Annotated in this window: 26 protein-coding genes and 1 pseudogene; 17 read left to right on the forward strand and 10 right to left on the reverse strand. The window is 43.5% G+C overall.

Annotation, left to right across the window (positions count from 1 at the left end):
• Positions 1-29: 29 nt before the first annotated feature.
• Positions 30-824 (reverse strand): tRNA 2-thiocytidine(32) synthetase TtcA, encoded by a 795-nt coding sequence (ttcA, locus tag V5G28_RS21515; RefSeq protein WP_332990903.1) that lies wholly within the window; start codon positions 822-824, stop codon positions 30-32.
• A gap of 55 nt (positions 825-879) precedes the next feature.
• On the opposite strand from ttcA, the gene V5G28_RS21520 reads away from it, so the two are divergent.
• Positions 880-1,584: a TIGR04283 family arsenosugar biosynthesis glycosyltransferase gene (locus V5G28_RS21520; protein ID WP_332990906.1), complete on the forward strand. Its 705-nt coding sequence runs from the start codon at positions 880-882 to the stop codon at positions 1,582-1,584.
• A 248-nt stretch (positions 1,585-1,832) separates the two neighbouring features.
• The gene (locus V5G28_RS21525) at positions 1,833-3,380 is read left to right on the forward strand and encodes a mercuric reductase (protein WP_332990909.1); all 1,548 of its coding nucleotides are present in this window, start codon (positions 1,833-1,835) and stop codon (positions 3,378-3,380) included.
• 77 nt (positions 3,381-3,457) lie between these two features.
• Here the strand turns inward: V5G28_RS21525 and V5G28_RS21530 are convergent, their stop codons facing one another.
• Positions 3,458-4,633, reverse strand: a complete 1,176-nt coding sequence (locus V5G28_RS21530; RefSeq protein WP_332990911.1) for a PAS domain S-box protein — start codon at positions 4,631-4,633, stop codon at positions 3,458-3,460.
• A 650-nt stretch (positions 4,634-5,283) separates the two neighbouring features.
• Here V5G28_RS21530 and mgtE point away from each other — a divergent pair.
• Both mgtE and V5G28_RS21540 read left to right on the forward strand, forming a co-directional pair.
• Entirely contained in the window at positions 5,284-6,684 is a 1,401-nt protein-coding gene (gene mgtE, locus V5G28_RS21535; protein ID WP_332990913.1) for a magnesium transporter, read from the forward strand.
• 486 nt (positions 6,685-7,170) lie between these two features.
• Positions 7,171-7,332, forward strand: coding sequence for a hypothetical protein (locus V5G28_RS21540; protein WP_332990915.1), 162 nt, complete (start codon positions 7,171-7,173; stop codon positions 7,330-7,332).
• A 59-nt stretch (positions 7,333-7,391) separates the two neighbouring features.
• Here the strand turns inward: V5G28_RS21540 and V5G28_RS21545 are convergent, their stop codons facing one another.
• Positions 7,392-7,649 (reverse strand): hypothetical protein, encoded by a 258-nt coding sequence (locus tag V5G28_RS21545; protein ID WP_096569703.1) that lies wholly within the window; start codon positions 7,647-7,649, stop codon positions 7,392-7,394.
• A 191-nt stretch (positions 7,650-7,840) separates the two neighbouring features.
• The gene (locus V5G28_RS21550) at positions 7,841-8,695 is read right to left on the reverse strand and encodes an SDR family oxidoreductase (RefSeq protein WP_332990918.1); all 855 of its coding nucleotides are present in this window, start codon (positions 8,693-8,695) and stop codon (positions 7,841-7,843) included.
• An 807-nt stretch (positions 8,696-9,502) separates the two neighbouring features.
• Here V5G28_RS21550 and V5G28_RS21555 point away from each other — a divergent pair.
• The 5 genes and pseudogenes from V5G28_RS21555 to V5G28_RS21575 all read left to right on the forward strand — a co-directional run bounded on the left by V5G28_RS21555 (position 9,503) and on the right by V5G28_RS21575 (position 15,899).
• Positions 9,503-11,106, forward strand: a pseudogene (locus tag V5G28_RS21555) (peptide ligase PGM1-related protein).
• Between the two features lie 143 nt (positions 11,107-11,249).
• On the forward strand, positions 11,250-11,441 hold the full coding sequence (locus V5G28_RS21560; protein WP_332990921.1) for a hypothetical protein: 192 nt from the start codon (positions 11,250-11,252) through the stop codon (positions 11,439-11,441).
• A 311-nt stretch (positions 11,442-11,752) separates the two neighbouring features.
• Entirely contained in the window at positions 11,753-13,528 is a 1,776-nt protein-coding gene (locus tag V5G28_RS21565) for a serine/threonine protein kinase (protein ID WP_332990922.1), read from the forward strand.
• A 431-nt stretch (positions 13,529-13,959) separates the two neighbouring features.
• Positions 13,960-14,523: a pentapeptide repeat-containing protein gene (locus tag V5G28_RS21570; RefSeq protein WP_332990924.1), complete on the forward strand. Its 564-nt coding sequence runs from the start codon at positions 13,960-13,962 to the stop codon at positions 14,521-14,523.
• Between the two features lie 191 nt (positions 14,524-14,714).
• Positions 14,715-15,899 (forward strand): M20 family metallopeptidase, encoded by a 1,185-nt coding sequence (locus tag V5G28_RS21575; protein ID WP_332990926.1) that lies wholly within the window; start codon positions 14,715-14,717, stop codon positions 15,897-15,899.
• 113 nt (positions 15,900-16,012) lie between these two features.
• Here the strand turns inward: V5G28_RS21575 and V5G28_RS21580 are convergent, their stop codons facing one another.
• Positions 16,013-17,062: a hemerythrin domain-containing protein gene (locus tag V5G28_RS21580; RefSeq protein WP_332990928.1), complete on the reverse strand. Its 1,050-nt coding sequence runs from the start codon at positions 17,060-17,062 to the stop codon at positions 16,013-16,015.
• Between the two features lie 258 nt (positions 17,063-17,320).
• Here V5G28_RS21580 and V5G28_RS21585 point away from each other — a divergent pair, with 258 nt between their 5' ends.
• The 4 genes from V5G28_RS21585 (at position 17,321) to V5G28_RS21600 (ending at position 19,408) form a co-directional block, all read left to right on the forward strand.
• Positions 17,321-18,061, forward strand: coding sequence for an LmeA family phospholipid-binding protein (locus V5G28_RS21585; RefSeq protein WP_332990929.1), 741 nt, complete (start codon positions 17,321-17,323; stop codon positions 18,059-18,061).
• A gap of 29 nt (positions 18,062-18,090) precedes the next feature.
• A complete protein-coding gene (locus V5G28_RS21590) occupies positions 18,091-18,633 on the forward strand; it encodes a DUF2231 domain-containing protein (RefSeq protein WP_096569689.1) in 543 nt (180 codons plus the stop codon).
• 156 nt (positions 18,634-18,789) lie between these two features.
• Positions 18,790-19,200, forward strand: coding sequence for a ribosomal maturation YjgA family protein (locus V5G28_RS21595; protein WP_332990933.1), 411 nt, complete (start codon positions 18,790-18,792; stop codon positions 19,198-19,200).
• Positions 19,184-19,408 carry a DUF167 domain-containing protein gene (locus V5G28_RS21600; protein WP_332990935.1) on the forward strand — a complete coding sequence of 75 codons (225 nt, stop codon included), beginning with the start codon at positions 19,184-19,186 and terminating at the stop codon, positions 19,406-19,408. Before V5G28_RS21595 ends, V5G28_RS21600 begins: the two co-directional genes overlap by 17 nt.
• A 273-nt stretch (positions 19,409-19,681) precedes the next feature.
• Here V5G28_RS21600 and V5G28_RS21605 read toward each other — a convergent pair whose 3' ends face one another.
• On the reverse strand, positions 19,682-20,305 hold the full coding sequence (locus V5G28_RS21605; RefSeq protein WP_332990937.1) for a glutathione S-transferase family protein: 624 nt from the start codon (positions 20,303-20,305) through the stop codon (positions 19,682-19,684).
• Positions 20,306-20,508: 203 nt separating this feature from the next.
• On the opposite strand from V5G28_RS21605, the gene V5G28_RS21610 reads away from it, so the two are divergent.
• The 3 genes from V5G28_RS21610 to gatC all read left to right on the forward strand — a co-directional run bounded on the left by V5G28_RS21610 (position 20,509) and on the right by gatC (position 22,388).
• Positions 20,509-21,177, forward strand: a complete 669-nt coding sequence (locus V5G28_RS21610; RefSeq protein ID WP_332990939.1) for an SOS response-associated peptidase — start codon at positions 20,509-20,511, stop codon at positions 21,175-21,177.
• A 113-nt stretch (positions 21,178-21,290) separates the two neighbouring features.
• Positions 21,291-21,812: a photosystem I assembly protein Ycf3 gene (locus tag V5G28_RS21615; protein ID WP_096569680.1), complete on the forward strand. Its 522-nt coding sequence runs from the start codon at positions 21,291-21,293 to the stop codon at positions 21,810-21,812.
• A 285-nt stretch (positions 21,813-22,097) separates the two neighbouring features.
• Complete coding sequence (gene gatC, locus V5G28_RS21620) at positions 22,098-22,388, forward strand: Asp-tRNA(Asn)/Glu-tRNA(Gln) amidotransferase subunit GatC (RefSeq protein ID WP_332991059.1); 291 nt, start codon at positions 22,098-22,100, stop codon at positions 22,386-22,388.
• A 236-nt stretch (positions 22,389-22,624) separates the two neighbouring features.
• Here gatC and V5G28_RS21625 read toward each other — a convergent pair whose 3' ends face one another.
• Together V5G28_RS21625 and psaK are read right to left on the reverse strand one after the other, a co-directional pair.
• On the reverse strand, positions 22,625-23,068 hold the full coding sequence (locus V5G28_RS21625) for an RNA-guided endonuclease InsQ/TnpB family protein (protein WP_332991061.1): 444 nt from the start codon (positions 23,066-23,068) through the stop codon (positions 22,625-22,627).
• A gap of 487 nt (positions 23,069-23,555) precedes the next feature.
• Positions 23,556-23,807 carry a photosystem I reaction center subunit PsaK gene (psaK, locus tag V5G28_RS21630; RefSeq protein WP_083246176.1) on the reverse strand — a complete coding sequence of 84 codons (252 nt, stop codon included), beginning with the start codon at positions 23,805-23,807 and terminating at the stop codon, positions 23,556-23,558.
• Between the two features lie 180 nt (positions 23,808-23,987).
• Here psaK and V5G28_RS21635 point away from each other — a divergent pair, with 180 nt between their 5' ends.
• Positions 23,988-24,620 (forward strand): phosphoribosylanthranilate isomerase, encoded by a 633-nt coding sequence (locus V5G28_RS21635; protein ID WP_332990942.1) that lies wholly within the window; start codon positions 23,988-23,990, stop codon positions 24,618-24,620.
• 58 nt (positions 24,621-24,678) lie between these two features.
• Here V5G28_RS21635 and folE read toward each other — a convergent pair whose 3' ends face one another.
• Together folE and V5G28_RS21645 are read right to left on the reverse strand one after the other, a co-directional pair.
• A complete protein-coding gene (gene folE / locus V5G28_RS21640) occupies positions 24,679-25,386 on the reverse strand; it encodes a GTP cyclohydrolase I FolE (protein WP_096571549.1) in 708 nt (235 codons plus the stop codon).
• A 113-nt stretch (positions 25,387-25,499) separates the two neighbouring features.
• Complete coding sequence (locus V5G28_RS21645) at positions 25,500-26,222, reverse strand: SDR family oxidoreductase (protein WP_332990943.1); 723 nt, start codon at positions 26,220-26,222, stop codon at positions 25,500-25,502.
• Positions 26,223-26,441 lie beyond the last annotated feature (219 nt).

Genomic DNA, 26,441 nt, shown 5'->3' on the forward strand with positions numbered 1-26,441 from the left:
GCTTCGCTAGGGCTTGATTGAGCCTCCTCCTAAGTACTCAAGCTGGCAAAATCGAATAACTGGGTATCGGCGAGATGGGATGGGCAAACATTCTGAAGGCTACTAAATAAACTCTCAATCCTGCCAGGATTTTCTTTTTCCCAGGCTTGCAGCATTTGCTTGATTTGTGCTCGTTGTAAGTTTTCTTGAGAACCGCAAAGGTTGCATGGAATAATCGGAAATTGTCTGAGCTTGGCGTATTGCTCAATGTCATGCTCGGAACAGTATGCTAGTGGTCGAATGACTACGTGTTGCCTGTCGTCACTCAAAAGCTTTGGTGGCATGGCTTTGAGTTTTCCTGCATGGAACATATTCAGAAACAAAGTTTCCACAATATCATCCCGATGATGCCCTAGTGCAATTTTCGTAGCCCCTTCTTCGCTTGCGATACGGTAAAGAATAGCACGCCGCAAGCGTGAACATAAACCACACATCGTCTTTCCTTCCGGGATTACGCGTGTCACAATGCTGTAGGTATCTTCTTCTACTATCCTGTAAGGTACTCCCAGTGATTCCAAATATTCTGGCAATAGATGTTCTGGAAAACCTGGTTGTTTCTGGTCTAAGTTTACCGCAAGAATCTCGAAGTTTACTGGGGCTTTGCGCTGGAGGTTGAGTAGTATGTCGAGCATGGTGTAAGAATCTTTACCACCTGATAGGCATACCATAACGCGATCGCCATCGGAAATCATGTTGTAATCACTGATAGCTTTTCCTACCAAACTACGCAGGTGTACCTCCAGCTTTTTCAAGGTTTTGGAAGTTAAAACCTCCGTTGCTTCCATGAAATATCCCTCTGTTTTACGATTCTAAGAACAAATATAAGGAGAAATTTTTATATTGTCAGAAATCGGGACTCAAAATATCGACACTGCAAGAATTTCCATTATCATTCCGGTTCTTAATGAGGTGAATAATATAAAACAAGCTGTTGCCAGCACTCAACCAAGTACAAATGTGGAAGTGATTGTGGTAGACGGCGGTTCAAATGATGGTATTGCGGAAATTGCTGAATCTTTAGGTGTCAAGCTTATCTCTGCTCCTCGTGGTCGTGCTACTCAAATGAATGTGGGTGCTTTGGCTGCAAGTGGAAATATTTTGCTGTTTCTGCATGCAGATAGCCGCTTACCTGCTGAGTTTGATATTATGGTTCGCACTGCACTGCAACAAAGAGGGGTTGTGGCAGGTGCTTTTGCACTCAGGATAGACGCACAGCTATGGAGTTTGCGGTTGGTGGAATGGGGGGTGAATTGGCGATCGCGTTTTTTGCAAATGCCTTATGGAGATCAAGCCATTTTTTTAACAAAAGAAATATTTTATCTAATTGGTAAGTTTCCAGAACTCGCTATTATGGAGGACTTTGAACTGATACAACGGTTAAGGCGGACTGGAGGAATTACCATCATTGCTGTACCTATTTTGACATCTGCACGTCGATGGCTGAAAAACGGAGTTTTCAAAACCACGCTGACCAATCAAATCATTATTGTGGCTTATTTACTTGGTGTTTCTCCAAAGCGGATTATAAGCTGGTTCCGACGATAGAAATTAAGAAAGATTTAAGCTGCACATCATATAAGTGTCGTATTCTTAGTTTGATATAGCGATTGGAGATCTTGTCTGCAAAAGGTATTCTTAAATTGGAATAGAAGTATTAAAATTGCATCCTCCGGTGCTTAGTAGAGAAATGCTTGGAAGATATCTATCAATTTTTTAACTCACAAAAAATTGCAAAGATTGTCGTCCTTGTCAAGAAGGATTTTGCATTTTCAATTCTCAAAGGAGGTACACCAATGTCAGAATTCCAAAGAGTTACAGTTCGCCCGATGGATGAGTATAACCAGACATTGGTTTCTTACGTACATCCACAGAATTGGGTCAATCCTCAACCTGCTGATTATTACGACTTGGTAGTGATTGGTGCGGGTACAGCAGGCTTGGTGGCGGCTGGAGGTGCAGCACTTGTGGGTGTGGGTTTGAAAGTTGCCTTGATTGAAAAACACCTTATGGGTGGGGATTGTTTGAATTTTGGTTGCGTACCATCAAAGACTATTATCCGGTCTTCTCGGGTCGTTGGGGAAATGTGGAATGCGAAAAACTTTGGCATTCAAGCGCCAAGTCCATATATTGATGTTGATTTTCCTGAAGTTATGGCACGGATGCGGCGCATAAGAGCCGGGATCAGCTACCATGACTCAGCGGTGCGCTTTCAAAAGATGGGGGTAGATGTCTTTCTAGGGAACGCTCAGTTTGTCAGCAACGATACCGTGGAAGTTGGCGACAAAACTCTCCGGTTTAAAAAAGCGGTGATAGCTACGGGAGCCAGACCCATGTTACCTTCGATTCCAGGAATTGAAGAAGCGGGTTATCTGACGCATGAAACAGTGTTTTCTCTGATCCAAAAGCCCCAAAGCTTGGTGGTGATTGGTGGTGGACCAATTGGCGGGGAATTGGCGCAGGCTTTTCGACGCTTAGGTTGTGAGGTGACACTTTTGCACAAAGGAAGTCATATCCTCAATAAAGAAGATGCTGACGCAGCGGAGATTGTCGAAAAAGTCTTGATTCGCGAAGGAATTCGCTTAGTGCTGAATTCCCAGATACAAAAGGTGGAAAAGGCTAACGAGGGCAAAAATGTTTACTTTACCTGTAATGGTAAGCAGGATGTTGTTACAGTAGATGACATTTTAATAGGTACAGGACGCGCCCCAAATGTGGAAGGTCTAAATTTAGAAGCAGTCGGGGTAGAATACGACCAGCGCCACGGTGTGATCGTGAATGATTACCTGCAAACGACAAATCCTAGGATTTTTGCAGCTGGCGATATCTGCATGAACTGGAAGTTTACCCATGCTGCTGATGCTGCTGCGCGGATTGTAATTAGAAATGCACTGTTTTCTCCTTTTGGTTTGGGACGACAAAAACTCAGCAGCTTAGTTATGCCTTGGGTCACTTATACTGATCCCGAGATTGCCCATGTTGGAATGTACGAACACCAAGCGCAGGAAATGGGTATTGATGTCGCGACGATAAAAATACCATTTAGTGATGTAGACCGAGCGATCGCCGATGGTGAAGAAGAAGGATTTGTCAAAATCCACCATCCAAAAGGGTCTGATAAAATATTAGGCGCTACCATTGTTGCCCGCCATGCAGGTGAGATGATTTCACAGATAACAACGGCAATTGTTCATAATATTGGCTTGAACAAGCTGAGTCAAGTGATTCATCCTTACCCAACTCAAGCTGAAGCCATTAGGAAGGCTGCAGATGCTTACTATCTCTCCACTGCGCTCACACCAAACACCAAACGACTGTTAGCATGGGTGAAAAAGTTTTCTTAACTTTCAAAAAATGCTCTTGCGATTGGCGATTGAGGATGAGAAATTGGAAATATTTCCCAGTCGCTAGTCGCTAGTCGCTAATCTTTCAAAATTATGTGATGTTTGGAATCAAAGTAAATTTGACCTTGTTGTTGTAACTTGCCCATAAGTCGTGTAATAGTTACCCTGGTCGTGCAGCAGGCGCTAGCAAGTTCTTCATGAGTGAAGCGAACACTCAGGCGAATTCCCTCTGCTACTGGTTCACCAATTTCCTGTTTTAAAAGGAGTAATAATTGCTGAAAGCGGTCTTGTACTCGTCGTCTACCAGCAATCACCAAAAAAAATTCTGTTTGCCGTAATCGTTGATTAATTTTTGGTAACAAACTATGACTGAGGCTTGGTGAAGCAGCAATTTCTGCAAGGTCAATTGACACTAATTCTACTTCCGATAGAGCTGTTGCTTGGTAAGTGTGTAGCATGGTCAAAGTTGAACCAAAAACCATTCCTTCTGCTGCCAACCCAACCATGACTTCCTCGCCTGTTTCACACACCGTAGTCAGCTTGACACAACCTTGACACACATACCAAAGAGTGGTTAAGTTGAGGGAAATAGATTCTCCTTTGCAATATTTATGCCAGAGGCGGTCTTGAGTTAGGTCGCGGTCATTTTTCGACAGCGCTAATTCTACTTGTTTGCGTTCAGTAATATCACGTATCAGCCAGCGGAGTGCTATTGGCTTACCTTGCTGATTGCGGATAACTCCCACTGTCATGGCGGCGTCCAATAACTCGCCATCACGTTTTTGAATGCGTACGACTAACTCTTTTACCTTGGTGCATCCGCATATTTGGCTGAGGTAGCTGCGAAAAGTTGCACGATCTGGAAGCGCCACGAAGTTCACTATTGGTTTGCCTACCAGATACTGGTGTGACATTTTCAGTAGTGTCGCCGTCATATAGTTGGCTTCACGAATGATACCTAAGGTATCTGTTACTAAGTAGGCATCTGGTGCAAACTCGAATAAATCCTGGTAGCGTTGACGTTCTGCTTCTAGCAAAGTTCGTGTTTGTATAAGTTCTTCATTCTGCTGATGAAGTTCGTCTGTAGCCAAACTGACTATTTCTGAAGCACTACCAAGTTCGACAAGAGCTTGAGGGAGCACATCTGGCATGATAGGCATTGTGTTCAGATTTTCGTATAAATCTGTTAAACGCCTGTACATTCCCTGTGTGCGTTGGGTAAATTTGTCTATTTCTAATTTGTCTATATTCACTGCAAATTCCTACGATAAACCCTACGAAGATTGAAAAAAATATCCTACTCAATGAAGTATAAACATAATGCGAATTAAGCAAACCTACAGAACCAAATGACTAATATAAAAAAATTAAATTGCCTAATTTTTAGAGGCTAATCAAATTCAGTCTAGCGCAGTTCTAAATAATTTATGAGTAGGCAAAAGCTGGTTGGTAACGACCAGTAGGTGTTAGGTGTGATTGTTTCCCTCTGTACTACACAACAAGAATTTCACAACACCAATAGAATTGTTATATAACTTTACACTTTAACGTTTTCGGTAATATCCAATCAGCGACAATATTTTTCTAAAAAGTGTTGAGCTATAGGAGACAAGGAAAGTGATTATTCCTAAATCCACAATACATCTAACCAACAGAAAATAATAGCAGACATAAGCAAAATATTTCTTCTATCTCTAGTGAGAGAATACTAAAAATTGAAGTATATACAGAAAAATATCAAGTTTTACTTTTTACGTTTGCACTTTCTCGTAAACTAAGGTCAGAAACAGCTCTCAATTTCAATTCCTGACTTTCATTCCCTGCTGGGGATTCATAAGTAACTTGCCCTCCCTTATACATATTAAGTAGAATATACCATTTCGCATCACCCTCGTTGTATCTTATGCAAACTCCAAACGGTATGACTTCTACCTTCCAAGACGTATCGCGCAGGGAATTGCGAGAGTTAGTCAGAGTTCAATTACAAATGCTGCTGGAAGCTGGGGACTTGCAGGGAGCAAAAGCGATTCTGGTACCCGTACAGGCTCCAGATATTGCCGAAGCGATTGAAGGGTTACCAGAAGCAATGCACGCTTTAGCATTTCGCTTGCTTTCCAAACAAGAAGCAATCGAAGTTTATGAACATCTCGACTACAGCGTCCAAGAACGGCTGATCGAGGAATTGAGAAGTCAAGAAGTCCTTGATATAGTCGATAAAATGTCGCCAGATGACCGAGCTAGGTTATTTGATGAATTACCAGCAAAAATTGTGAATCGATTGCTGGAACAACTAAGCCCAAGCGAACGCCAAGCCACGGCTCAACTTTTGGGTTATGAAGCGGGAACAGCTGGGCGAATCATGACGCCAGAGTTAATTTCGCTGAAAGAAAATTTTACCGTGGCGGAAACTTTAGAGCGGATTCGCCGCTTAGCTAATGCGAGCGAGATGATTTATTATCTCTACGTCACGGATGCAGCAAGGCGTTTAACTGGGATTTTGTCCCTACGGGAGTTGGTGACGTCTCAACCTGAGCAAAGAATTGGCGACGTTATGAACCGTGATCCGGTGTTTCTTTATACCGATACAGACCAGGAAGAAGTCGCCAGGTTCATACAACGATACGACTTTCTGGCTGTGCCTGTGGTAGATCGAGAACGGCGTCTTGTAGGTATTGTCACTGTTGATGATGTTATCGATATCCTGCAAGAAGAAACCACTGAGGATATATACACCTTGGGTGGTGGTGTGCAATCCGGAGGCGACAACTATTTTCAGTTGGATTTAATCTCAGTAGCTCGCAAGCGGGTTGTATGGTTGTTGGTCTTGCTTGTGACCAACACCGTGACGGGAACTATTATTAGGTCACAAGAGGATATTTTGGCAAAAGTCGTGTCGCTGGCGGCGTTTATCCCCTTGCTGACCGGTACTGGCGGTAATGTTGGCGCGCAGTCTTCCACAGTGGTAATTCGCGGGATGAACACTGATGAAATTCGTGCTATGGGACCTTTACAAGTTATTGGACGCGAAGGTCTTGCTGGTGCATTGCTGGGAGGAATATTGGGGACGATCGCTACGGTGTGGGCTTTCTTGCTGCAAAAGAATTTAGAAGTGGCGATCGCAGTTGGAATCAGTCTTGTAGCCATTTCTATTTTAGCTTCTGTCTCTGGTTCCGCGCTCCCATTTTTGTTTCGCATCCTCCGTTTAGATCCGGCATTAATGTCAGCACCATTCATTACCACAGCAGTGGATGTATTAGGTGTTTTGATTTACTTCAACTTAGCGCGAGTTATTTTAAGGATGTGAGTTACGAAGAAGAACTCAGAACTCAGAACTCAGTAGCAATAATTCTGAATTTTGTATTCTGAATTCTTCACCTCTAACTCTTAACGAATGCGTGGATTTTAGATTTTAGATTTACAGATTCTGTTCACGCGTAGCGCCTCGTAAGTCGTGCAGACACGCCAGTGCGTAGCGTCTGGTGACAGGAGAAGATAAAAAGTTATTGGTAATCGCTTTTAGCGCTAAGAAAGTCGTAATCGTTATTTACGCTTGGTATTATCTTTCTTTGGACTTATAGATAAAAATGACACAATGCAATAAATAAGTTGCAATTTAAGTGATAAAATCACTGTGAGTCAAATGTTCTTGAGAAAACAGATAAACTCGGTTATCAGATTCCTATTACCAGCACTTTTCATACTTACTATCACTATTATTCCTTTTTCAAAAGCTAATCAGGCTGTATTACCAAAACCAAGGCAGACAAGCAATCCTATAACTATTGAAAATATGAAGCCAGGTACAACAGATTGGCAGTTGACCAATCCTGCTACCAGGCGGGAAATTGAAGGTTTAGATGATTATAATGCGCCGCAACTACGTCCCTCTGTTTTAAATGGTGACGCACAAGCTATTACCCGTAATATTTTCACCAAGATGGTGAGCAAATAATAAATTAGGAGGAGGAATTATGAAATTGTTTATCATTCATAATTCCTAATTCCTAATTCTCACAGGTTTGATGCCGTATCTGGAGCAACGATTTCCCCAGCCCCCAAATTCAGTATCAAGTCCTGATCGGTAATCAAGTCGGTGAGTTCCTTAACTTGTAAATTCATTTCCTCACAGGCTATGCGTAATTCTTGTGCAAAGGTGTTGAGGTCATCTCCATAGCCACATTGATAAGCAGCAGTTTCAATTCCCTGCTTGGCATTCGCTCTTGCACAATCTACCAATTCGGTGCCTTTGAGTGGTGTTTGAGATGCCATATCTGTAGTTATTATGTTTAATGAGGGTTTTCTTTGCTAAATTATCAGTAAGTTTATCAGTAAGTTTAAGATTATCTCATCTTCCTAATGGTTTATGAAAGTCAAGAGATAGAAATTATGAATTATAAAGATAAAAAATAATTTATAATTCATAATTTGCATTTTCTCATTGAATCTCAACTCTTAACCTTTTACCCGTTGACAACGGTACCACCGTTCGGGTGTAAAACTTGACCAGAGAAATAAGAAGAGTCATCTGATGCTAAAAATACATAGCTGGGTGCGACTTCTTCAGGTTGTCCAGCTCTTTGCATCGGGACTTGTTTGCCGAAAGTTTCCACTTTCTCTTCCGGGAAAGTAGAGGGTATCAAAGGTGTCCAAATTGGACCTGGTGCTACGGCATTTACACGTATTCCTTTTTCTACTAAACTTTGTGACAAGGAACGCGTAAAGGCAACGATCGCCCCTTTTGTGGAAGAGTAATCAAGTAATTCTGGGCTGCCTTTATAAGCCGTTACCGATGTGGTATTAATAATGGCGCTTCCTTCTTTAAGGTGCTTCAGCGCCGCCTTGGTTAAGAAAAACATCGAGAAAATATTTGTGCGGAAAGTACGCTCTAATTGCTCTTTGCTAATCTCCTCAATGCTTTTTTTTGGATGCTGTTCAGCGGCGTTGTTGACTAAAATATCCAGTTTGCCAAACTCATCCACAGTTTGTTGTACAGCTTGCTGACAAAAAGTTTCATCGCCAACATCGCCAGCTATCGTGACAGCACGACGCCCAAGCGATTCCACCAAATGTTTTGTTTCTTTAGCATCGTCGTGTTCGCTGAGGTATAAAATTGCCACATTTGCTCCTTCTTTAGCAAATGCGATCGCCACTGCACGACCAATACCACTATCTGCACCAGTAATCAAGGCGACTTTGTCTTTTAGCTTGTCACTTCCCTTATACTGGGGATCATCTGCTTTGGGTTTTGGCGTCATTTGTGATTCAACGCCTGGTGCTTCCTGAGTTTGAGGTGGCTGTAATTGTTCTTCTGGCATACTATAATGCTCCCTAGAAATAGACAACGCAAAAAATCACATCTCAAAACTAAACCTTGGATCGATAATTCAATCCAAGGTTTCATTTTTGTGTTCGCTCCCAATTGCCATTTACCAGTTTAGGCTTTTCCCCCGTTTGTCAGCCTATCGTACTCATTGCCAAAGCAACTATACGCAACTGTTATTAAGTTTCCTCACACCTGACGCACGCTCTTAATCTGACAATTGAACACAACTACACAACTCTACCGTAATGAAAGATTTAAAACTTCCATATGTCTATTAAATTAGCTGTTGTGTTGCTGGTATTTATCGCTCTTTAGATGTAAAGAAACTCAAAACTACTCAATCTAAAGACGTAAAAACAATTTATACAAAAAAAGAAGAACTCACAAACCAGTTGTCGGTCATCATTTCCCTATCCATGACACTTCTTCCATTTCTTCTTTTTGAGCTCTTCTTTGCGCCTAGTGCGCCTGGTGCGCGAAACAAAAGAATTTATGCAACAGGTCTACTGAACTCCAGTCCCAGTCCTACAAAATCAAAAATGAGTTCTTCCTTACGGATTACTTCAAGTTTTATTTATTTCTCCCTTGGATAGTAGAAATCATGATAAAAAAAGCCGTATGTAAAAGAAGTGTTGCACCGACATTCATTCAAAGATTAATTAGGATATACCAGAGTTAGACAGTGCTAAACAAAGCAAGGCAGGGCTAAACAATTCAAAACACCTAAATCCAAGAGCTAATCGAAGCAACCAGGCTGATGTGCGAGTATAAAAGCTTATTTGTGGAACAAATTATTACTATGCAAACGCTCAATATTTCCTCTTTAGAACCAACGGACAATTTTCGCGATCTTCAGTTAACTTTACGCGATCGCTGGAAAACTACCGAGATATTTGATAACAGCGATGCGGATATTTTAGTTATTCCCTCCTGAGCATCGACCAACGAGAACTCAAAAAAATCGAAGGTTGCGAACATTATGAGGAACGACTGCTATTTTCCTTGATTCGGTTGCAGAATCCCCGCACTAGGGTGATTTATATTACATCAATGCCGATGCACCCCAGTGTCATTGATTATTATCTGCAACTTTTGCCGGGAATTCCTTTTTCTCATGCTCGCAATCGCTTGCTGCTACTTTCGACTTATGATTCCTCTCAAAAACCCCTTACTCAAAAGATTTTAGAACGCCCACGCTTGCTTAAGAGAATTCATCAAGCCTTGAGGCTCGACAAATCATTTATGGTGTGCTATAATTCTACGGAATTAGAAGCGGAATTGTCTTTAAAATTAGGAGTGCCGCTGTACGCTGCCGCACCAGATTTGCAAATTTGGGGAACGAAAAGTGGCAGTCGGCAAATTTTTGCTGAAAGCGAAGTTGCGCTTCCAGATGGCAGCGAAAGAGTTTGGAATGATATAGATTTGGCAGAAGCTGCTGCGGAGTTGTGGGAACGCCAGCCAACATTAAAACGGATGGTGGTGAAACTCAACGAAGGAATTTCCGGAGAAGGAAATGCGCTGTTGGACTTGAGACCGATAAACAATTTAGCACCTCCAGGTGGTTCTCATGCCGAACGGGTAGAAGCGATGAAAGAGCGCTTCCAAACTATGCGCTTTCAAGCAAAACAAGAGAATTGGGAGAATTTTTCTGGACGAATCGCCGAGTTAGGGGCAATTGTTGAGGCATTTGTAGAGGGGGAAATCAAGCGATCGCCCTCTGTGCAAGGACGCATCACACCCAATGGCGAAGTGGAAATCCTCTCAACCCACGACCAAATCCTAGGAGGACCAGACGGTCAGATTTATCTTGGTTGTCGATTTCCCGCCGATGAAAGCTATCGGCTGCAATTGCAGCAGATAGGGTTAAAAGTTGGCAGAAATTTGGCAAAAAAAGGCGCAGTAGAAAGATTTGGCGTTGATTTTATCGCCGTAGATAAAGGTGATGGACAGTGGGACATTCAGGCGATTGAAATTAACCTGCGTAAAGGTGGTACGACCCATCCGTTTATGACCCTAAAATTAATGACGAACGGTCGCTATGAACTCTCGACAGGTTTATTTTACAGTCAGCAAGGGCGTCCCAAATACTATATGGCTACTGATAACTTACACAAACAACGCTATCAGGGGCTTCTGCCCAATGACTTGATGGACATCATCGCTCATCACAGACTGCACTTTGACACCGGAACCGAGACAGGAACGGTATTTCATTTGATGGGTTGTCTTTCCCAGTTTGGTAAGTTGGGATTGACGAGCATAGGCGATTCTCCACAACAGGCGGAAGAAATTTATCACAAAGTCGTTAAAGTCTTGGATGAAGAAACTTCCAGCAACAATAACGATTTCTCCTCGGAATCGGAATACACCTTCCCTATCACCTGGGATGGATGTAGCTGTTAGGGACTTCCAAATAAAAAAATATCCCAAATTTTCTTGTGGGATGGGTGTCCCCACCCGTCCTTTGTATTCAGGGCGGGCTTTCCTGCCCAACGCCAGTCGCCTACGGAGGGAAACCCTCCAAAGGGCGCTGGCTCCCCCACAAGATGGATAATTTATTTCTTGGAAATCCCTTAATTGTAGAGACGCGCCATGGCGCGTCTGTAGATTTGTTGGCGTGTGGCGCGTCTGTAGATTTGTTGGCGTGTGGCGCGTCTGTAGATTTGTTGGCGTGTGGCGCGTCTGTAGATTTGTTGGCGTGGCGCGTCTGTAGATTTGTTGGCGTGGCGCGTCTGTAGATTTGTTGGCGTGGCGCGTCTGTAGATTTGTTGGCGTGTGGCGCGTCTGTAGATTTGTTGGCGTGGCGCGTCTGTAGATTTGTTGGCGTGGCGCGTCTGTAGATTTGTTGGCGTGGCGCGTCTGTAGATTTGTTGGCGTGTGGCGCGTCTGTAGATTTGTTGGCGTGGCGCGTCTGTAGATTTGTTGGCGTGTGGCGCGTCTCTACATTTATTGGTTGTTAGTTGTTAAAAATACCACTAACTATTATCAACGAACTGTTTCTCTGTCCCCAGTTATGTACAATCGACTCAGGCTATGTCTTTGAGCGCTTGTGTTCCACATCAATCAAAATGCAGTTCATTGCATTAATTCAGATTGTCCACGTCCTTATCCCCAGCCTTGGGGAAACAAATTTTGCCACACCTGTGGCGCACCGGTACACCTTTTAGACCGCTATGTCCCACTCCAACGTTTGGGATCAGGTGGTTTTGCTCAAATTTATACAGTTTGGGATCAAAAGACGCAAACAGAAAAAGTGCTGAAAGTGTTGGTGGAAAGTTCACCAAAGGCGTTGGAATTGTTTGTCCAAGAGGCTGCGGTTTTAAGAAGTTTGCGACACCCGGGTGTTCCCAGAGTCGATGCTGATGGGTATTTTTCTGTAGAGATGTTGTCTGCAACGACTCTACAAAACAATCTCAACCCTCACCAGTTCCGTTGTTTGGTGATGGAAAAAATTAACGGTCAAACTCTAGAGGAAATATTTGAGCAGTATCCCCAAGGGTGTCCCCAGGAGTGGGTGTTAAGTTGGCTTGTCCAAGCCGTGGAGATTTTACAGGAGTTACACAGCCGCAAGATTATTCACCGCGATATCAAACCTTCTAATTTAATGCTGCGTACCCACCCAGCGTCTTTAAACAAGGGGGGGACAAAGAGGGATCAGCTCGTACTGATTGATTTTGGTGGAGCAAAACAATTTAGTTCCAACCAGTTTGGTTTAAAGGCTTCCTCAACTCGGTTGTATTCTTCTGGCTACAGTCCCCCAGAACAAATTGCTGGGGGAGTCATCGGACCTGGTGCTGATTTTTATGCCCTCGGTCGAACGATGATTGAGATGTTAACCGGCAAATCTCTCTCGGAGTTGGAAAATCCCGTGACGGGAGAGTTCATTTGGCGCAATAAGGTAAATGTCAGTCCTCAACTCGCAGATTTTCTAGATGAGATGATACAGGAGGATGTGCGATCGCGTCCAGCAAACGCCGCAATCATTCAAAAACGTCTCGGAAAAATTTCCCGAGTATCGCCACAGCAGGCGGTATTTTCTCAAATAGAGCAATCTTTTCGTCAGGGGTTTGGACAAGCAAAGGGATTTTTATCCCAAGTTGAAGACTCCGTTGGACAAGCACTGACTACCTCTGCTCACGCCGTCGGTAACACGACTCTCTTTATATTCAAGGGGATTTTCAACATCTTACTCGCCTGTCTGGACACATTTTGGACAATGCTTCTCACCGGCATAGGCGCTAGTTCTGGTGCAATCGGTGGGTTTGTTTTGGCGTCTGGGACAACCATAGACGAAGATGTTACCAGATTCATGTCTCATCAGCTACCGGCACTGGTGACAACGACTCCAGCTATCTCAGGATCAGAGTTTCTTTTGTTTGCAGGAGCTGGCTTGGGAACCGCATGGGGACTAACGCTTGCAGGGGGTTTTGGTCAGAAGCGACGGTTTTTTGTAACGTCGTTGATGGGTATTATTAGTTATGGATTCGGTTGGCTAGTTTTACAATTAATCACACCACAAGATGGAGGTGAGGGATTAGTAGGATTGATTTTAGCAGGTGTTTCTCTGCTCACCATAAGTTTGGGTCTTCGCAGTCATCATATCGTTCATGCTGTGATTGCTGCATTTGGCACCGCTGTTGTTTTTGCGGTTTTGATTGTTTTAGGATTTCCAACAAATATATTTGACTTGTTTCGCTCACCTGGCTGGAACGAGATATGGCTTCCGGTGACTTTTTTTGGTTTTGTCGGCGTTTTGCTCAGCTTCTGGTTAGGGGTGAGTTACTACCTCATTGTACCTGGGTTGCGCTTGTTGGGCTGGCGTTAACTCCAGAGGAAGCAGGGGGACAAATCAATTCAAAATTCGCTCATTCACGCATTCGCTCATTCAAAATTCGCTCATTCAAATTCGGAGTTTCTCCCTCATCTCTCTCATCTCCCTCATCCCCCTCACTTCCTTACTCCCTTACTCCCTCACTCCCTCATGCCCCACCTAAAAATTAATTCCCCCCAGCCCTTGTTATATAGGCTCGGGGGGAACAAATAAGTCGTAGGCTATAGAGTTTCTGTATAAGTCTCAAGATATTTTTATTGTATTAACCATGTTCACTTTTGAACAGTGTAATTACAACAATTTACGTAAATTTAATAACTTCTTTATTAGTTCTTTATTTTTACTATTTTTTAAACTAGTCCTATATGTAAGTATAACAGTACATATTCGTCCAAATTTTCTAACTTGAGTCTATCTGTAAAAATATGAACATTAAGATTCTCACAACTACCGTCCTGTTTACCTTTTTTGGGTTGACAGCACAAGCCTTTGCACTGAATGAGCAAGACTTGGAACTCTTGAAAACAACCAATGCTTGTCCGCGTTGTGATTTAAGTGGTGCTGACTTATCTCAAGCTAATTTAAATAAAGTAAATTTACGAGATGCAAATTTAAAAGGTGCTAATTTATCTCAGGCAAATCTCTCAAATGCGGATCTCACGGGTGCCAACCTAGAAACAGCGGTATTAACTTCGGCGAATCTAAAGGGCGCTTCCTTAACAGGTGCGAATCTCAAATCCGCATCCCTGGAAAATGCCGATTTGAGTGCTGCTGGGTTCATAAGTACCAATTTGGAAGCTGCTAATCTTAAAGGCGCTAAATTGCAGTACACAAACTTCCGGGGCGCAAACTTCCGGCTGACAACAATGCCTACAGGCGTCGTCACTTCTAACAAACCCTATTGGTGGTCATTACAGCGTGAAACTCAAAAAGAATGTGACAAGTTTAAAACTGAGAAGGTTCCTGGTTCAACCTGCTACGGGGAGTGAGGAGGAGTGAGGGGGATGAAGGAGATGAGGGAGAAACTCCGAATTTGAATGAGCGAATTTTGAATGAGCGAATTTTGAATTGATTTGTCCCCTAGCCCGACTTGCAAAAAATATGGAAGTTAAATCAGCAGTTGGTTAACATTTCTTTATGATGAGAAAAATGCCAAAACAGTATGTAATTTAATTCACCAATGCTTACTCGTATTAAAGACTTAGCAACAAAACTGGCACCCCGCTTAATTGAAATTCGCCGTCATATCCATTCTCACCCAGAACTCAGTGGTCAGGAGTACCAAACATCTGCCTTTGTTTCTGGTGTTTTATCTTCTAGTGGTCTTCACGTACAAGAAGGAGTGGGTAAAACCGGCGTCATTGGAGAACTGCAAGGGACTGGCAAAGATGAGCGTTTATTGGCAATTCGCACCGATATGGATGCGTTGCCAATTGTAGAACGCACTTGTTTAGAGTTTGCCTCTCGCTCACAAGGTATCATGCATGCCTGTGGTCATGATGTCCATACAACTGTTGGCTTGGGAACGGCAATGGTATTGTCTCAGATGGCAGAGGAGTTACCGGGTCGAGTCCGGTTTTTATTTCAGGCAGCAGAGGAAATTGCTCAAGGTGCTTCTTGGATGGTGAACGATGGGGCAATGGACGAGGTTTCAAATATACTGAGTCTTCATGTATTCCCCTCTATACCCGCAGGTTCCATTGGTGTGCGTTACGGGGCTTTGACGGCGGCTGCAGATGATTTAGAGATTATCATTATCGGGGAATCAGGACATGGCGCTCGTCCTCATGAGGCGGTAGATGCTATCTGGATTGCTTCGCAAGTCATAACCACACTCCAACAAGCGATTAGCCGAACGCAGAATCCTTTACGTCCTGTAGTATTGAGCATCGGGAAGATTGAGGGTGGTAGAGCGCCGAATGTGATTGCTGATAAAGTGCAGTTGTTGGGAACTGTGCGTTCTCTCCATCCGGAAACCCGTGCTAATTTACCAAATTGGATTGAAAAAATCGTCGCTAACGTCTGCAATTCCTACGGCGCAAAATACCAGGTGAATTATCGCCAAGGTGTCCCTAGCGTGCAAAACGATTATTTCCTCACGCAGTTGTTGCAGTCAGCAGCAGAAGAAGCATGGGGTAGCGATCGCGTTCAAGTGTTACCCGAACCTTCCCTTGGTGCTGAAGATTTTTCTGTTTATTTAGAAAAAGCTCCCGGTTCGATGTTTCGCTTGGGTGTCGGTTTCAGAGATAGAATCCTGAATTACCCGTTACACCATCCCCTGTTTGAAGTTGATGAATCTGCCATTATCACTGGGGTTGTCACTATGGCATATACGGCTTATAAATACTGGCACCAGAATTGTTAAACGAAAACACTCAAATAAATACAACAAAACTCCCAGCACCAAGTGATGGGAGTAGCTATTAGAGCGAGAGTCATCACCAGACGCAAATTTTTGCGTCTAGTGATTCCTACCAACTACTTAGCGCTGACAACGCCCTGTTTTTGTTGAATCTGGGTTTTAGCAGCTTTGAATTCTGTAGCCATTTGCTCGCTTTGCTCGGTGCTCAAGTTGTTGCGAATAGCAGCGAACATTGTGCTTTCTTCTTGACGAATGTGGTCGCCAACAATGTCCATGAGATTTTTGATTTTACCTTTGAATTGATCCATGTTAGAGGGGTTGATACCCTGAATTTCCGCTAACATTTTCTTCATTTCAGCTTGCTCGTCAAAAAGTTCTTGAGTCTCATTCTGACCGTAGAAAGGACGGACTCTGGGGTAGACGACTTGCTCTTCAGCTTCAGCGTGAGCGCTCAGATCCTTGAAGAGTTGACCGAAGTACTCTTGAATCTTTTGTGGGTCTTGGCTTGCCAGAATTTCGGTGAATAGCGTATTTGTCTTGTTGTGATCAAGGCGGATAACATCCTGGATGTTCAAATCCTTCTTGTCACTGGTTTGGGTAACTGCGCTACCTACCGCGCCACTTACTGCAGCCATAGCGTCTTGAACGCGTGCCCAAATACCTTGATCCGCTTCTTGTCCGGTCAATTCGCGAACACCCAAAATTTCCAGAACGCCTTTGAGCTGCTCTTGGTGAGCGCGGTTCTCAAAGTTGACGGTGTTAAGAGGTCCAATTGCCAGCAACACGTCAGCACCAACTTTTTGTGCTGCTTTGTGAATTGTCAAGCCGGTCATGGTTTGCTGGTGCTTCAGCAATTCATGCTGAAATACTTTTTCGTACACGCTCAGTTCAGAGCCTTGCTGCAATTCACGAATCTTTTGAACCATTTGTGTAACGGTGTTGTCTGGCTCGGCTTGGATGCCATACTGACCGATTACAGTTTCCAGAATGCCCAGATTTTTTCTATCACTCTCGAGAAAGTCCCGGAGGCGCTGAGCGATTTCTTGATCGTTGACTTGTCTGATCAACTGTTCTTCATTTTCAATAATCAAGTTTTGAATCGCCTTCATGTCTGCCAGCTTAATGGCAATAGCAGAACGCTTGGTATCGTCTAATGTTGCAACCATTTTTCTGGTTCCCCTCTGGAAGTTTTTCGTGTTCATTTCTACTCTCAAATTTGCACAAGAATCAAATCGGTTCCATCTTTCTTTTGACCGATAGGCTGCAAAACTTCGGGTAGAAAAATGAAATTAAACTTCAAAAATATTTATATATACTTTTAGATAGATAGGCGATCTACCTATGCTCCATCGCTAGATAGATAAATTTATTATGCCAATTTTCTAGATTGACGCAAGGATGGTCAAACAGGAGATAAAGTCATAATGCCCGAGAATCAGGGGCTTGGAGAGCAGGCGCTGAATAAAGCCGCAGAAATAGGGTTATCTAGCCAGTTAGATGAAGTAGAAAATTTGAATGTAGATGTCAAAACAGATCCATTAAAACTGCTTCAAGGCGAGGTTGATGCAGTCTCAATTGAAGGCGAAGGATTGGTAATGCAAAAAGACCTCCGCGTGGAGGAGTTGCAAATGCAAATGGGTAGCGTTGCCATCAATCCTCTGAGTGTAGCTTTTGGTAAAATTGAACTCACCAAACCAACTCAAGGCAGTACGCGGGTTGTTTTAATCGAAGACGATATCAACCGTGCCTTCAATTCAGAGTATGTCCGTTCACAACTGCAAAGCCAGAAAATTCATGTCAACGGGCAATTAATGACGATTGTTCCTCAACAGGTAGATTTTCGTTTACCTGGTAATAGTAAAGTTGCAATAAGCGCTTCTATTCTATTAAGAGAAAGTAATGAAACTCATCAAGTCGCTTTTTCAGCAGTACCCAAAGTGGGTGCTAACGGACAAACAGTTTCTCTAGAAAATGTAGAGTATGGCGACACAAAGGAAATATCTCCAGATTTGACAAAAGCTTTGGTAGATGCAACAAGCGAAATTTTGAATCTAAGTAATTTTGATTTAGAAGGAATGACCCTACGAGTTAAGCAACTCGAGGTGCAAACAGGTAAACTAATACTGCAAGCTGAAGCTTATGTAGAGCAAATTCCCTCTGCATAAAATCAGGATACAAAAAAATACTAAAAATCATGGAAACTACAGAGAGAGCTTCGACACCGTTCCCTAATCTGCCACCAGTTATTGAAAGTGATGATAGAGAGTATAACGATACTGGTGTACCTAGCACAGTTGCGATCGCAGGGCATCCCTTACACCCCCTGAGTGTCATTTTTCCCATTGCCTTTTTAGCCGCCGCCTTGGGAAGCGACTTCGGCTACTGGTTAACTCGCGATTTCTTTTGGGCAAGGGCTTCACTGTGGTTAATCGGACTCGGATTGGCTGCAGGCGTAGTAGCAGCGCTCATCGGCATGAGCGACTTTTTGCAAATTGAACGAGTCCGCAAGCGTTCCGCAGGCTGGGCGCACATGATTCTTAACGTGGCTATCCTAGTCTTGACACTCGTCAACTTCATCTTACGTCTGGGCGATCCTGCATCAGCAATATTACCTTGGGGACTTATAATCTCACTTATTGTCGGTACCCTGACGAGTGCTTCTGGCTGGTTCGGTGCCGAACTATCCTATCGCCATAAAATTGGTGTGGTGGGTGCTGGTAGCAGAAGATACCCCTAACTAGAAGAACCAGAGGAGAAAGGAGTAGGGAGAAGGGGAGAGGAATTTTCCCCCTTGCACCCTGCTTCTTCTTTGACAAGATTTTAGATTTCGCATACAAGCCAAAAAGCTTTGGTGCAAGGGCTAAAATCTTCTTTAGTCCTTAGTTCCTAAAAAATGCTATCAAAACAAACTCAAAGCTTTTATATCATCCCCTCCCTGCTCATCGTTATAGCGATGGGCTTTTTCTTTAAGTACTACACTGGTTTTGCCCATGAGTGGTTTAATGATTACGGAGCCGCTGTCTTTTACGAAATATTTTGGTGCTTGTTTGCATTTCTATTTTTTAGCAGTGGAACGGCAGTCAGGCAAATTCCTCTGTGGGTATTTATCATCACCTGCATACTGGAATTCTTGCAATTATGGCATCCAGCTTTATTAGAGGAATTCCGCGCTACGTTGATAGGTAAATGGTTAATTGGAACCACCTTTGCTTGGTGGGACTTTCCGCATTACCTGTTGGGTTGTATTTTGGGTTGGTTGTGGTTGCGACAATTACAAGCACAAGGTTATGCAAAAAAAAGTTAAAGTGAAACCGAATTCAAAAGTTCAAAAGATTGAGGAACAAGCTGACGGTAGTCTTAGCGTGCATTTAAAATCCCCTCCTGTAGATGGTAAGGCTAATGAAGAGTTAATTAAACTACTAGCAGAAAAATTTGATGTGCCAAAATCGCATATCACAATTAAGTCTGGTTTATCTTCTCGGCAAAAGCTGGTTCAAATTGACACTGACTAAACAATTTAAAATTCAAAATTAGACTTCACTTGAAAATAAATAATTATACGTAAAAATTTTATTGATAATTAGATTTCTTGCAATAATCTGGTTGCGGGCTATTTGAAACCGCAGATGCACGCAGATAAACGCGATAAAGTATCTGTGTGTATCTGTGGTTTGATATTTCAACAAATTGACTTTTGCATACAATAGGTGGATTGAAAAACCCGTCCTAGAGGAGGACGGGAGATACGCCAGCTATACATGAAATTAATTGTTTTGAAAGCAAAATTACCAAGGCTTCAATTCTTCCGTAATACTGATATAGCTGGGTTGTGCTTTCACCCGCTCTATCCAAGCTTCGATAGCAGGAAATTGTGTTAAATCAAATCCACCTTCATTAGCTACATGAGTGTAAGCAAATAAACTAATATCAGCAATCGTATAACGCTCTCCTACCAAAAAAGTATGGTTGGATAAATGTTTTTCCATCGTCCTAAGAGCTGCGTAACCAGGTTCACGTTTTTGCTCTATGGCTTCATGGTATTCCTGAGCTTTACCTAGAATAGAAATCCAAAATCTCGATGTAGCAATATAAGGCTCATGGCTGTACTGTTCAAAGAATAACCATTGCAGAACTTGGGCTCGTAAAAAACGGTCATAAGGTAAAAATTCTGTCCCTTCACTCAGATACACCATGATCGCATTTGATTCTGCTAAATATTTCCCTGGTTCTACTTCCAAAACCGGAATTCTTCCGTTTGGATTTTTACTTAAAAATTCTGGCGTTCGAGATTCATTTTTAGTAATGTTAACCTCTACCCTTTCAAAAGGCATACCCATTTGCGTCAATAAAAGACGAATCTTGTAGCCATTGCCTGAGGGTAAAAAATCATACAAACGCAGGATTTCCATGCCAAAAAAAATAGGGATGAAATGGTTGATTAATCATGCAGTAAAAATACAGCATCTCATCGAAAAAGACAAATAGATATGATAAAATCAGTAGATATATAGCATTTTAGTACGATACACAATTCTCTGAAAGATAAAAATTAAAAGTAATATTTGTTGCAGTATTTGGGTGTTTAATTTTAATTGGTGGTCAAGGAAAAAATATGTGTGGAAGATTTACTTTGAGCCAAACAGCAGAAGCTATATACCAAACCTTCCATGTAAACAAAATTCCCGACCTAGAGCCGCAATATAACATTGCTCCTACGCAAATGGTGGCGGCACTCTTGTATAACCCAGAAAGCAAGCAGCGTCAATTTCAAAAGTTACGCTGGGGGTTGATTCCCTCTTGGGCTAAAGACCTAGGAATGGGATCAAAGCTGATCAATGCTAGGGCAGAAACAGCGGCAGAAAAACCAGCTTTTCGGTCTGCATTCAAGCACCGTCGCTGTTTGGTGGTGGCGGATGGATTTTACGAGTGGCAGACAAAAGAAGGCAAAAAACAGCCATTTTATTTTCATCTGAAAGAAGGAAAACCTTTTGGCTTTGCAGGCTTATGGGAGCAATGGCGATCGCCTCAAGGAGAGGAAATCACCTCATGTACAATTTTGACTACGAAGTGCAACGAATTACTGGAACCGATCCACGAACGTATGCCAGTGATTCTTCAACCGCAGGATTACTCACTGTGGTTAGATCCCCAAGTGCAAACACCCGAACCACTACAGCAGCTATTGCACCCGTACCCATCAGAGGCGATGATGGCTTACCGAGTCAGCACAGTGGTCAACAGCCCTAAACACAATAGTCCAGATTGTATTAAGCCTTTGTAACTCGCAATGAGCTACCAATCAGTTACATTAGCTTGTAGTGAACGCTCCTTTATGCGATCGCTACCAACCCAGTCCGCAGTAATGATTGTGGCAAACCTATCACATAAGCCCTTATGTCAAGAAGCCAGAAAAACAATAACTTTATTGACAAAACCTTTACGGTTATGGCAGATATAATCCTCAAGATTCTGCCAACCAATAAACAAGCCAAAGAAGCTTTTGCTTATTACCGAGATGGTATGTCAGCGCAGGCAGATGGAGAATACGCCGAAGCTTTGGAAAACTACAAAGAAGCCCTAACACTAGAGGAAGACCCCAACGATCGCAGCTATATCCTGTATAATATGGGGCTCATTTATGCTAGCAATGGCGACTACGAAGAGGCACTGGAGTTATATCACCAGGCTCTTGAGTGTAACGCGATCCTACCCCAAGCCATAAACAACATCGCCGTCATTTATCACTATCAGGGCGAAAAAGCGAAGGAAGCAGGAGACGACGAATTGGGAGAAGCACTGTTCGACAGAGCCGCCGATTATTGGATTAGAGCTATTCGCATGGCTCCGAACAACTACATCGAAGCCCAAAACTGGCTGAAAACTAGTGGACGCTCTCAAATTGACATATTGTTGTAGTCGTTAGTCATTTGTGAGCTAGCGCAGCCAAGGAGTGTTTCCAACGGTCACCGCGACTGGTGAGACCAGTCCTGTTGGCGCACCCTGCCCGCAGGGCTTAGGCGGTGAGACCAGTGCTGTTCGCGTTCGCGTAGCGTGCGCTTTGCGCTCAGCGTGCCCGAAGGGCGAATGAGGGTTTCCCGCGCCCAGGGAACTGGCTCTCCCGTTGGGCTCTCCCGTTGGGTCATTAGTTATTTGCTAATGACTAATGACTAATGATTAATGACTAATGACCAAGGACTAACCATGATAGACAGTGAACAAGTTCGCAAAGTAGCTCATCTCGCCCGTTTAGAGTTGACACCCGAAGAAGAAGAGAAATTCACAACTCAGTTAGGTAGTATTCTTGACTATTTTGAACAACTGAGTGAATTGGATGTCAATAATGTGCCACCGACAACACGGGCAATTGATGTCAGTAATGTCACACGCGCAGATGAACTGCAACCTTATCCCAACCGTGAAGACATTCTCCAGAGTGCGCCTGAACAAGAAGGCGACTTTTTCAAAGTGCCTAAAATCCTCAACGAAGAATAGCAATTAGTCCTTTGTGAGTCAGCGCAGCCAAGGAGTGTTTCCAACTGTCACGGCGACTGGCGTGCCTCCTGCGGAGGAGATACCCGAGGATCGTTTGTCCGTATACAAATAGCCAATGACGAAGGACTAATGCCTATTGACGTACTCCCCGGCATAAATGCGCGGGGATTCTCGAATGATGTTACGAGGCGGACTGAAGTCGCGCCTCTCCACCATTCTTCTTGCTTCTTCGACTCTTAACTAGACGGTTTCCCGTCCCCGTCAGACCGTCTCCACAAGCATTTTCTAACACGCTGCGACAAGAGCGCATTGATACCTCTGTTCCGTATCACTTGAGCAGCTGCCACATCACGATGTGTGGTGTAGCCGCATTCAGGACAAGAATGTATTCTGTCTTTTAATTCTTTGTTTCCGGTATGTGTATCGCATTGCGGGCAAACTTGTGAAGTATAGTCCTTGTCCACTTTGGCAAAATACACACCTCGTTTCCAACACACCCATTTAAGGATTTCAACAAATTGTCCAAATCCAGCATCAAGAGTGTGTTTGCCCAACATCCCTTTTGCCCACGTCCGAAAATCGATGTCTTCAACAAACACCATTCCAGCACCATTACAAAGCTTGTGAGCAAGCTTGAAATGCCAGTCTTTGCGAGTATCCGAGATGCGTTGATTAGGAATTTAGCCGCTTCGTCACGAGCATGGGTAACGAGGGTCTTTTCTTCACTAAGTTCAAGTTTTAATTGTTCAGGTAAAAACGTGGCAATATTCTGTTTAATTTCCACAGCTTCAGATTTTGAACCAACTACTCCCAGAGGATAAAAGTGCGAACTCAATCATTTCGGATGACTCTACTAAAGCCAGTCATCCCTCCTAGGATGGATTTTTGACTGAACGAATCGTACGCTAATCCCGCAAGAAGCCTCACGCTTACCCGGAACGGGAGGCGTTTAGCTGCCTATCGGAACAAAGACGAGATACACTGAAATCACTTTCTGTGGATGGGTAAAATTCCAGCAGTACTAAGGTTTGAACAATCTTTGTACCTGTTCACCTGCGCGGAGGGGCGTCTCGTGCAGTATAAATAAAGCGAGAGTTTTTGTCCGACGGGATACCGGGAGTCGCTCTTGAGCCCACACTGACAGCTTGCTGTCAGTATGGGAGTACGTCACAGGCTACCGATATTAGTCAGCCCTAAAACGATACCAACCCCGATCAGATGCCCAAAACACATAGCGCCAATGAATGCCGGAATGCTTATAGGCAGTAGAGGTACCTTGGGACCAACTTTGGGCTTCTCAATCTTGAAAGTGAGCAAAAGAGCTACTAAACAGCTGACGCTGATGATTATTGATACATTGGTGTTCCACGCAGGTGTTGCGGGAACAGTTGCGGCGGCTGCTAGTAAGATTGATGAAATCAAGTTTTTCTCTCCTAAGTTAAAAATTGACAAGTGGTCAGTAATCTGAAATTACCGAGATCAATACTGATTACTTACTGTGTAAACCACAAAGATTATAGAATTACAAAGGAAAAAACTTGCAATTGTTTATACAATTGAGATTTTTTGTAACTATTACTACCACTATCAAAAATATCTATGCGGATTAAGATTTGCGGAATTACTCAACCACAACAGGGGAAGGCGATCGCCTCACTGGGTGCGACAGCATTGGGATTTATTTGTGTCCCCGCTTCACCCCGTTATGTTAACGTAGACCAAATTCGTGCCGTCGTGGAACAACTGCCCGAAAAAACCGACAAAATTGGAGTTTTTGCCAACTCGACGGCTCTTGAAATTACTCAAACTGTGGTTAATTCTGGTTTGACTGGCGTCCAACTGCACGGAGATGAATCTCCAGAATTTGCTGTGGAGTTGCGTCAATTGCTACCGAACGTCGAAATTCTCAAAGCTTTGAGAATACGTAGTTTTGAAGATATTGACAAAGCAGCTATGTATACTACAACCGCAGATACGCTGTTACTAGATGCTTATCATCCGCAGCAGCTAGGTGGTACAGGCACAACTTTAGACTGGGTAATGTTACAGGAATTCAACCCTAGTTTTCCTTGGTTTTTGGCTGGCGGACTGACTCCAGATAATATTGCCGAAGCTCTAACACACGTTAGCCCCAGTGGCATCGACCTATCGAGTGGTGTAGAACGTGCCCCTGGGGATAAGGATTTAGACAAGGTAGCTAAGTTATTTGAGAACCTGGCAATTCGGCGTTAAGGGTTAGGGGTTGGGGATGAGGGAAATAGCCCAATCCCCAATCTCCAGTTCCGAATACCTAAAAGAATGATGACTGGTGGCGAATTAAATTGAAGAATTCTTCACGGGTTTTCTGTTCTTCTTGAAACAGACCCAGCATTGCGCTCGTGACAGTCCAAGAACCCGGTTTTTGGACACCCCGCATTACCATGCACATATGGGTAGCTTCCATCACAACGGCAACTCCCTGTGGTTCCAGAACTGTCTGAACGGCTTCAGCAATTTGGCGGGTGAGCCTTTCTTGCACTTGCAAACGGCGGGAATACATCTCGACAATCCGGGCAAGCTTGCTCAGTCCCACAACTTTTTGGTTGGGGATATAGGCAACATGAGCTTTGCCCATAAATGGCAACATATGGTGTTCGCACATGCTAAAGAAATTGATATCCCGCACCAGCACCATTTCGTTATGACCTTCGTCAAAGATGGCACCGTTGACGATTTCTTCTAACGATTGGTTGTAGCCACTGGTGAGAAACCGCATTGCCTCTGCTACCCGTTTGGGTGTTTTCAGTAGTCCCTCGCGTTCGGGGTCTTCTCCAACACCCACTAATAAAGTCCGCACGGCGTCCGTCATCTGCTCCATCTGCTCCTCTGTTTGCGGGTGCAAAGCAGCTTGCCGTCCGTTATGAGTGTTGCGGTCTGGTCTTGGGATGATGGCTTCTGTTAAGTCGGGAATCAGAGGAGATTGAGAGCTATTGGTACCGTTGGAACTAGCAGTAGTCATGATGTCAGTGTTGGTTAGAGTTTCTGTAGTTGAGATCATTTCTGAAGTGCTGAGTCATAAATGCTGAGGTTTGAGTGAGAATGACTCAATACTCATCATTCATGACTCGGCATTTATAAAGCGCCAGCGCTAGGCATGATAATCAATTCATCAATAACTGCCTGTTGTGGTAGCAAGGCAGCGTGGAGAATTGACTGAGCAACAATTTCTGGAGTAAGCATTTTTGAGCGGTCAAAGTTGGCATTGACGGTTTGTGTATCCCAAAGTTCTGTATTAACCGCACCGGGACAGATAGCAGTCACACGAATACCGTGGGCACGTTCTTCCTGTGCAAGAGTTTGAGAAAGGGCAATCAAACCAGCTTTGCTGACGCTGTAAGCCCCCCAATTGGGAAATGCTTGCTTTGCGGATATTGAACTAATGTTGATAATTGTACCTGTGCCGCGAGTCCGCATTCTGGGCAGAATTGCCATAATACACTGGAACACACTCGTGAGATTTAAGTCTATCACTTGCTGCCAGTCGGACAAGGGAGTTTCAGTTAAAGTGGCGGTATAACCCATGCCAGCATTATTGACCAGAATATCTATATCCCCATCAAGGGCTATTGCCTGCATCTTCTCTTGCACTTGGGAAACACAAGCTAAGTCCACTTCGTAAGCTTTCGCTTCCACGCCAGTATGTGATACAGCATCACACACCGATGTCAGCTTATCAACTGAACGGCTCACTAGGGCAACATCTATTCCTGCCTTCGCAAATGCTAAAGCTGTTGCTTTCCCAATGCCACTACTTGCCCCAGTAATTAGGGCACGTCGTTTGTGCTCAACACTCATGCTGTCTCCCAATTTTTGAACGGTTTGATAACCGCGTCGCCACCCAATGATTGCACTCTCGTGGTCTAAATAGATTAAACAAACCTAAAAATCCAATTAATTCTCTTTGACAACTGCTATGCTGCATTGTCAAGAAGATATATTGCTAATACCATATCCTCCAAAGGAAGACTATATATCTTTACCTGAAAAATCTTGTACCACCCTGATTTTCAATTG

This window comes from Scytonema sp. PRP1, from assembly GCF_036697665.2.
GTDB classification, from domain to species: Bacteria; Cyanobacteriota; Cyanobacteriia; order Cyanobacteriales; family Nostocaceae; genus Kalymmatonema; species Kalymmatonema gypsitolerans.

Excerpts from the sequence above, each read along its gene's own strand:
- ttcA (WP_332990903.1), bottom strand. The coding sequence starts at position 824 with ATGGAAGCAACGGAGGTTTTAACTTCCAAAACCTTGAAAAAGCTGGAG.
- V5G28_RS21525 (WP_332990909.1), top strand. The coding sequence starts at position 1,833 with ATGTCAGAATTCCAAAGAGTTACAGTTCGCCCGATGGATGAGTATAAC.
- mgtE (WP_332990913.1), top strand. The coding sequence starts at position 5,284 with ATGCAAACTCCAAACGGTATGACTTCTACCTTCCAAGACGTATCGCGC.
- V5G28_RS21540 (WP_332990915.1), top strand. The coding sequence starts at position 7,171 with ATGAAGCCAGGTACAACAGATTGGCAGTTGACCAATCCTGCTACCAGG.
- V5G28_RS21545 (WP_096569703.1), bottom strand. The coding sequence starts at position 7,649 with ATGGCATCTCAAACACCACTCAAAGGCACCGAATTGGTAGATTGTGCA.
- V5G28_RS21550 (WP_332990918.1), bottom strand. The coding sequence starts at position 8,695 with ATGCCAGAAGAACAATTACAGCCACCTCAAACTCAGGAAGCACCAGGC.
- V5G28_RS21560 (WP_332990921.1), top strand. The coding sequence starts at position 11,250 with ATGGATAATTTATTTCTTGGAAATCCCTTAATTGTAGAGACGCGCCAT.
- V5G28_RS21570 (WP_332990924.1), top strand. The coding sequence starts at position 13,960 with ATGAACATTAAGATTCTCACAACTACCGTCCTGTTTACCTTTTTTGGG.
- V5G28_RS21575 (WP_332990926.1), top strand. The coding sequence starts at position 14,715 with ATGCTTACTCGTATTAAAGACTTAGCAACAAAACTGGCACCCCGCTTA.
- V5G28_RS21580 (WP_332990928.1), bottom strand. The coding sequence starts at position 17,062 with ATGGTTGCAACATTAGACGATACCAAGCGTTCTGCTATTGCCATTAAG.
- V5G28_RS21585 (WP_332990929.1), top strand. The coding sequence starts at position 17,321 with ATGCCCGAGAATCAGGGGCTTGGAGAGCAGGCGCTGAATAAAGCCGCA.
- V5G28_RS21590 (WP_096569689.1), top strand. The coding sequence starts at position 18,091 with ATGGAAACTACAGAGAGAGCTTCGACACCGTTCCCTAATCTGCCACCA.
- V5G28_RS21595 (WP_332990933.1), top strand. The coding sequence starts at position 18,790 with ATGCTATCAAAACAAACTCAAAGCTTTTATATCATCCCCTCCCTGCTC.
- V5G28_RS21600 (WP_332990935.1), top strand. The coding sequence starts at position 19,184 with ATGCAAAAAAAAGTTAAAGTGAAACCGAATTCAAAAGTTCAAAAGATT.
- V5G28_RS21605 (WP_332990937.1), bottom strand. The coding sequence starts at position 20,305 with ATGGAAATCCTGCGTTTGTATGATTTTTTACCCTCAGGCAATGGCTAC.
- V5G28_RS21610 (WP_332990939.1), top strand. The coding sequence starts at position 20,509 with ATGTGTGGAAGATTTACTTTGAGCCAAACAGCAGAAGCTATATACCAA.
- V5G28_RS21615 (WP_096569680.1), top strand. The coding sequence starts at position 21,291 with ATGTCAAGAAGCCAGAAAAACAATAACTTTATTGACAAAACCTTTACG.
- gatC (WP_332991059.1), top strand. The coding sequence starts at position 22,098 with ATGATAGACAGTGAACAAGTTCGCAAAGTAGCTCATCTCGCCCGTTTA.
- V5G28_RS21635 (WP_332990942.1), top strand. The coding sequence starts at position 23,988 with ATGCGGATTAAGATTTGCGGAATTACTCAACCACAACAGGGGAAGGCG.
- folE (WP_096571549.1), bottom strand. The coding sequence starts at position 25,386 with ATGACTACTGCTAGTTCCAACGGTACCAATAGCTCTCAATCTCCTCTG.
- V5G28_RS21645 (WP_332990943.1), bottom strand. The coding sequence starts at position 26,222 with ATGAGTGTTGAGCACAAACGACGTGCCCTAATTACTGGGGCAAGTAGT.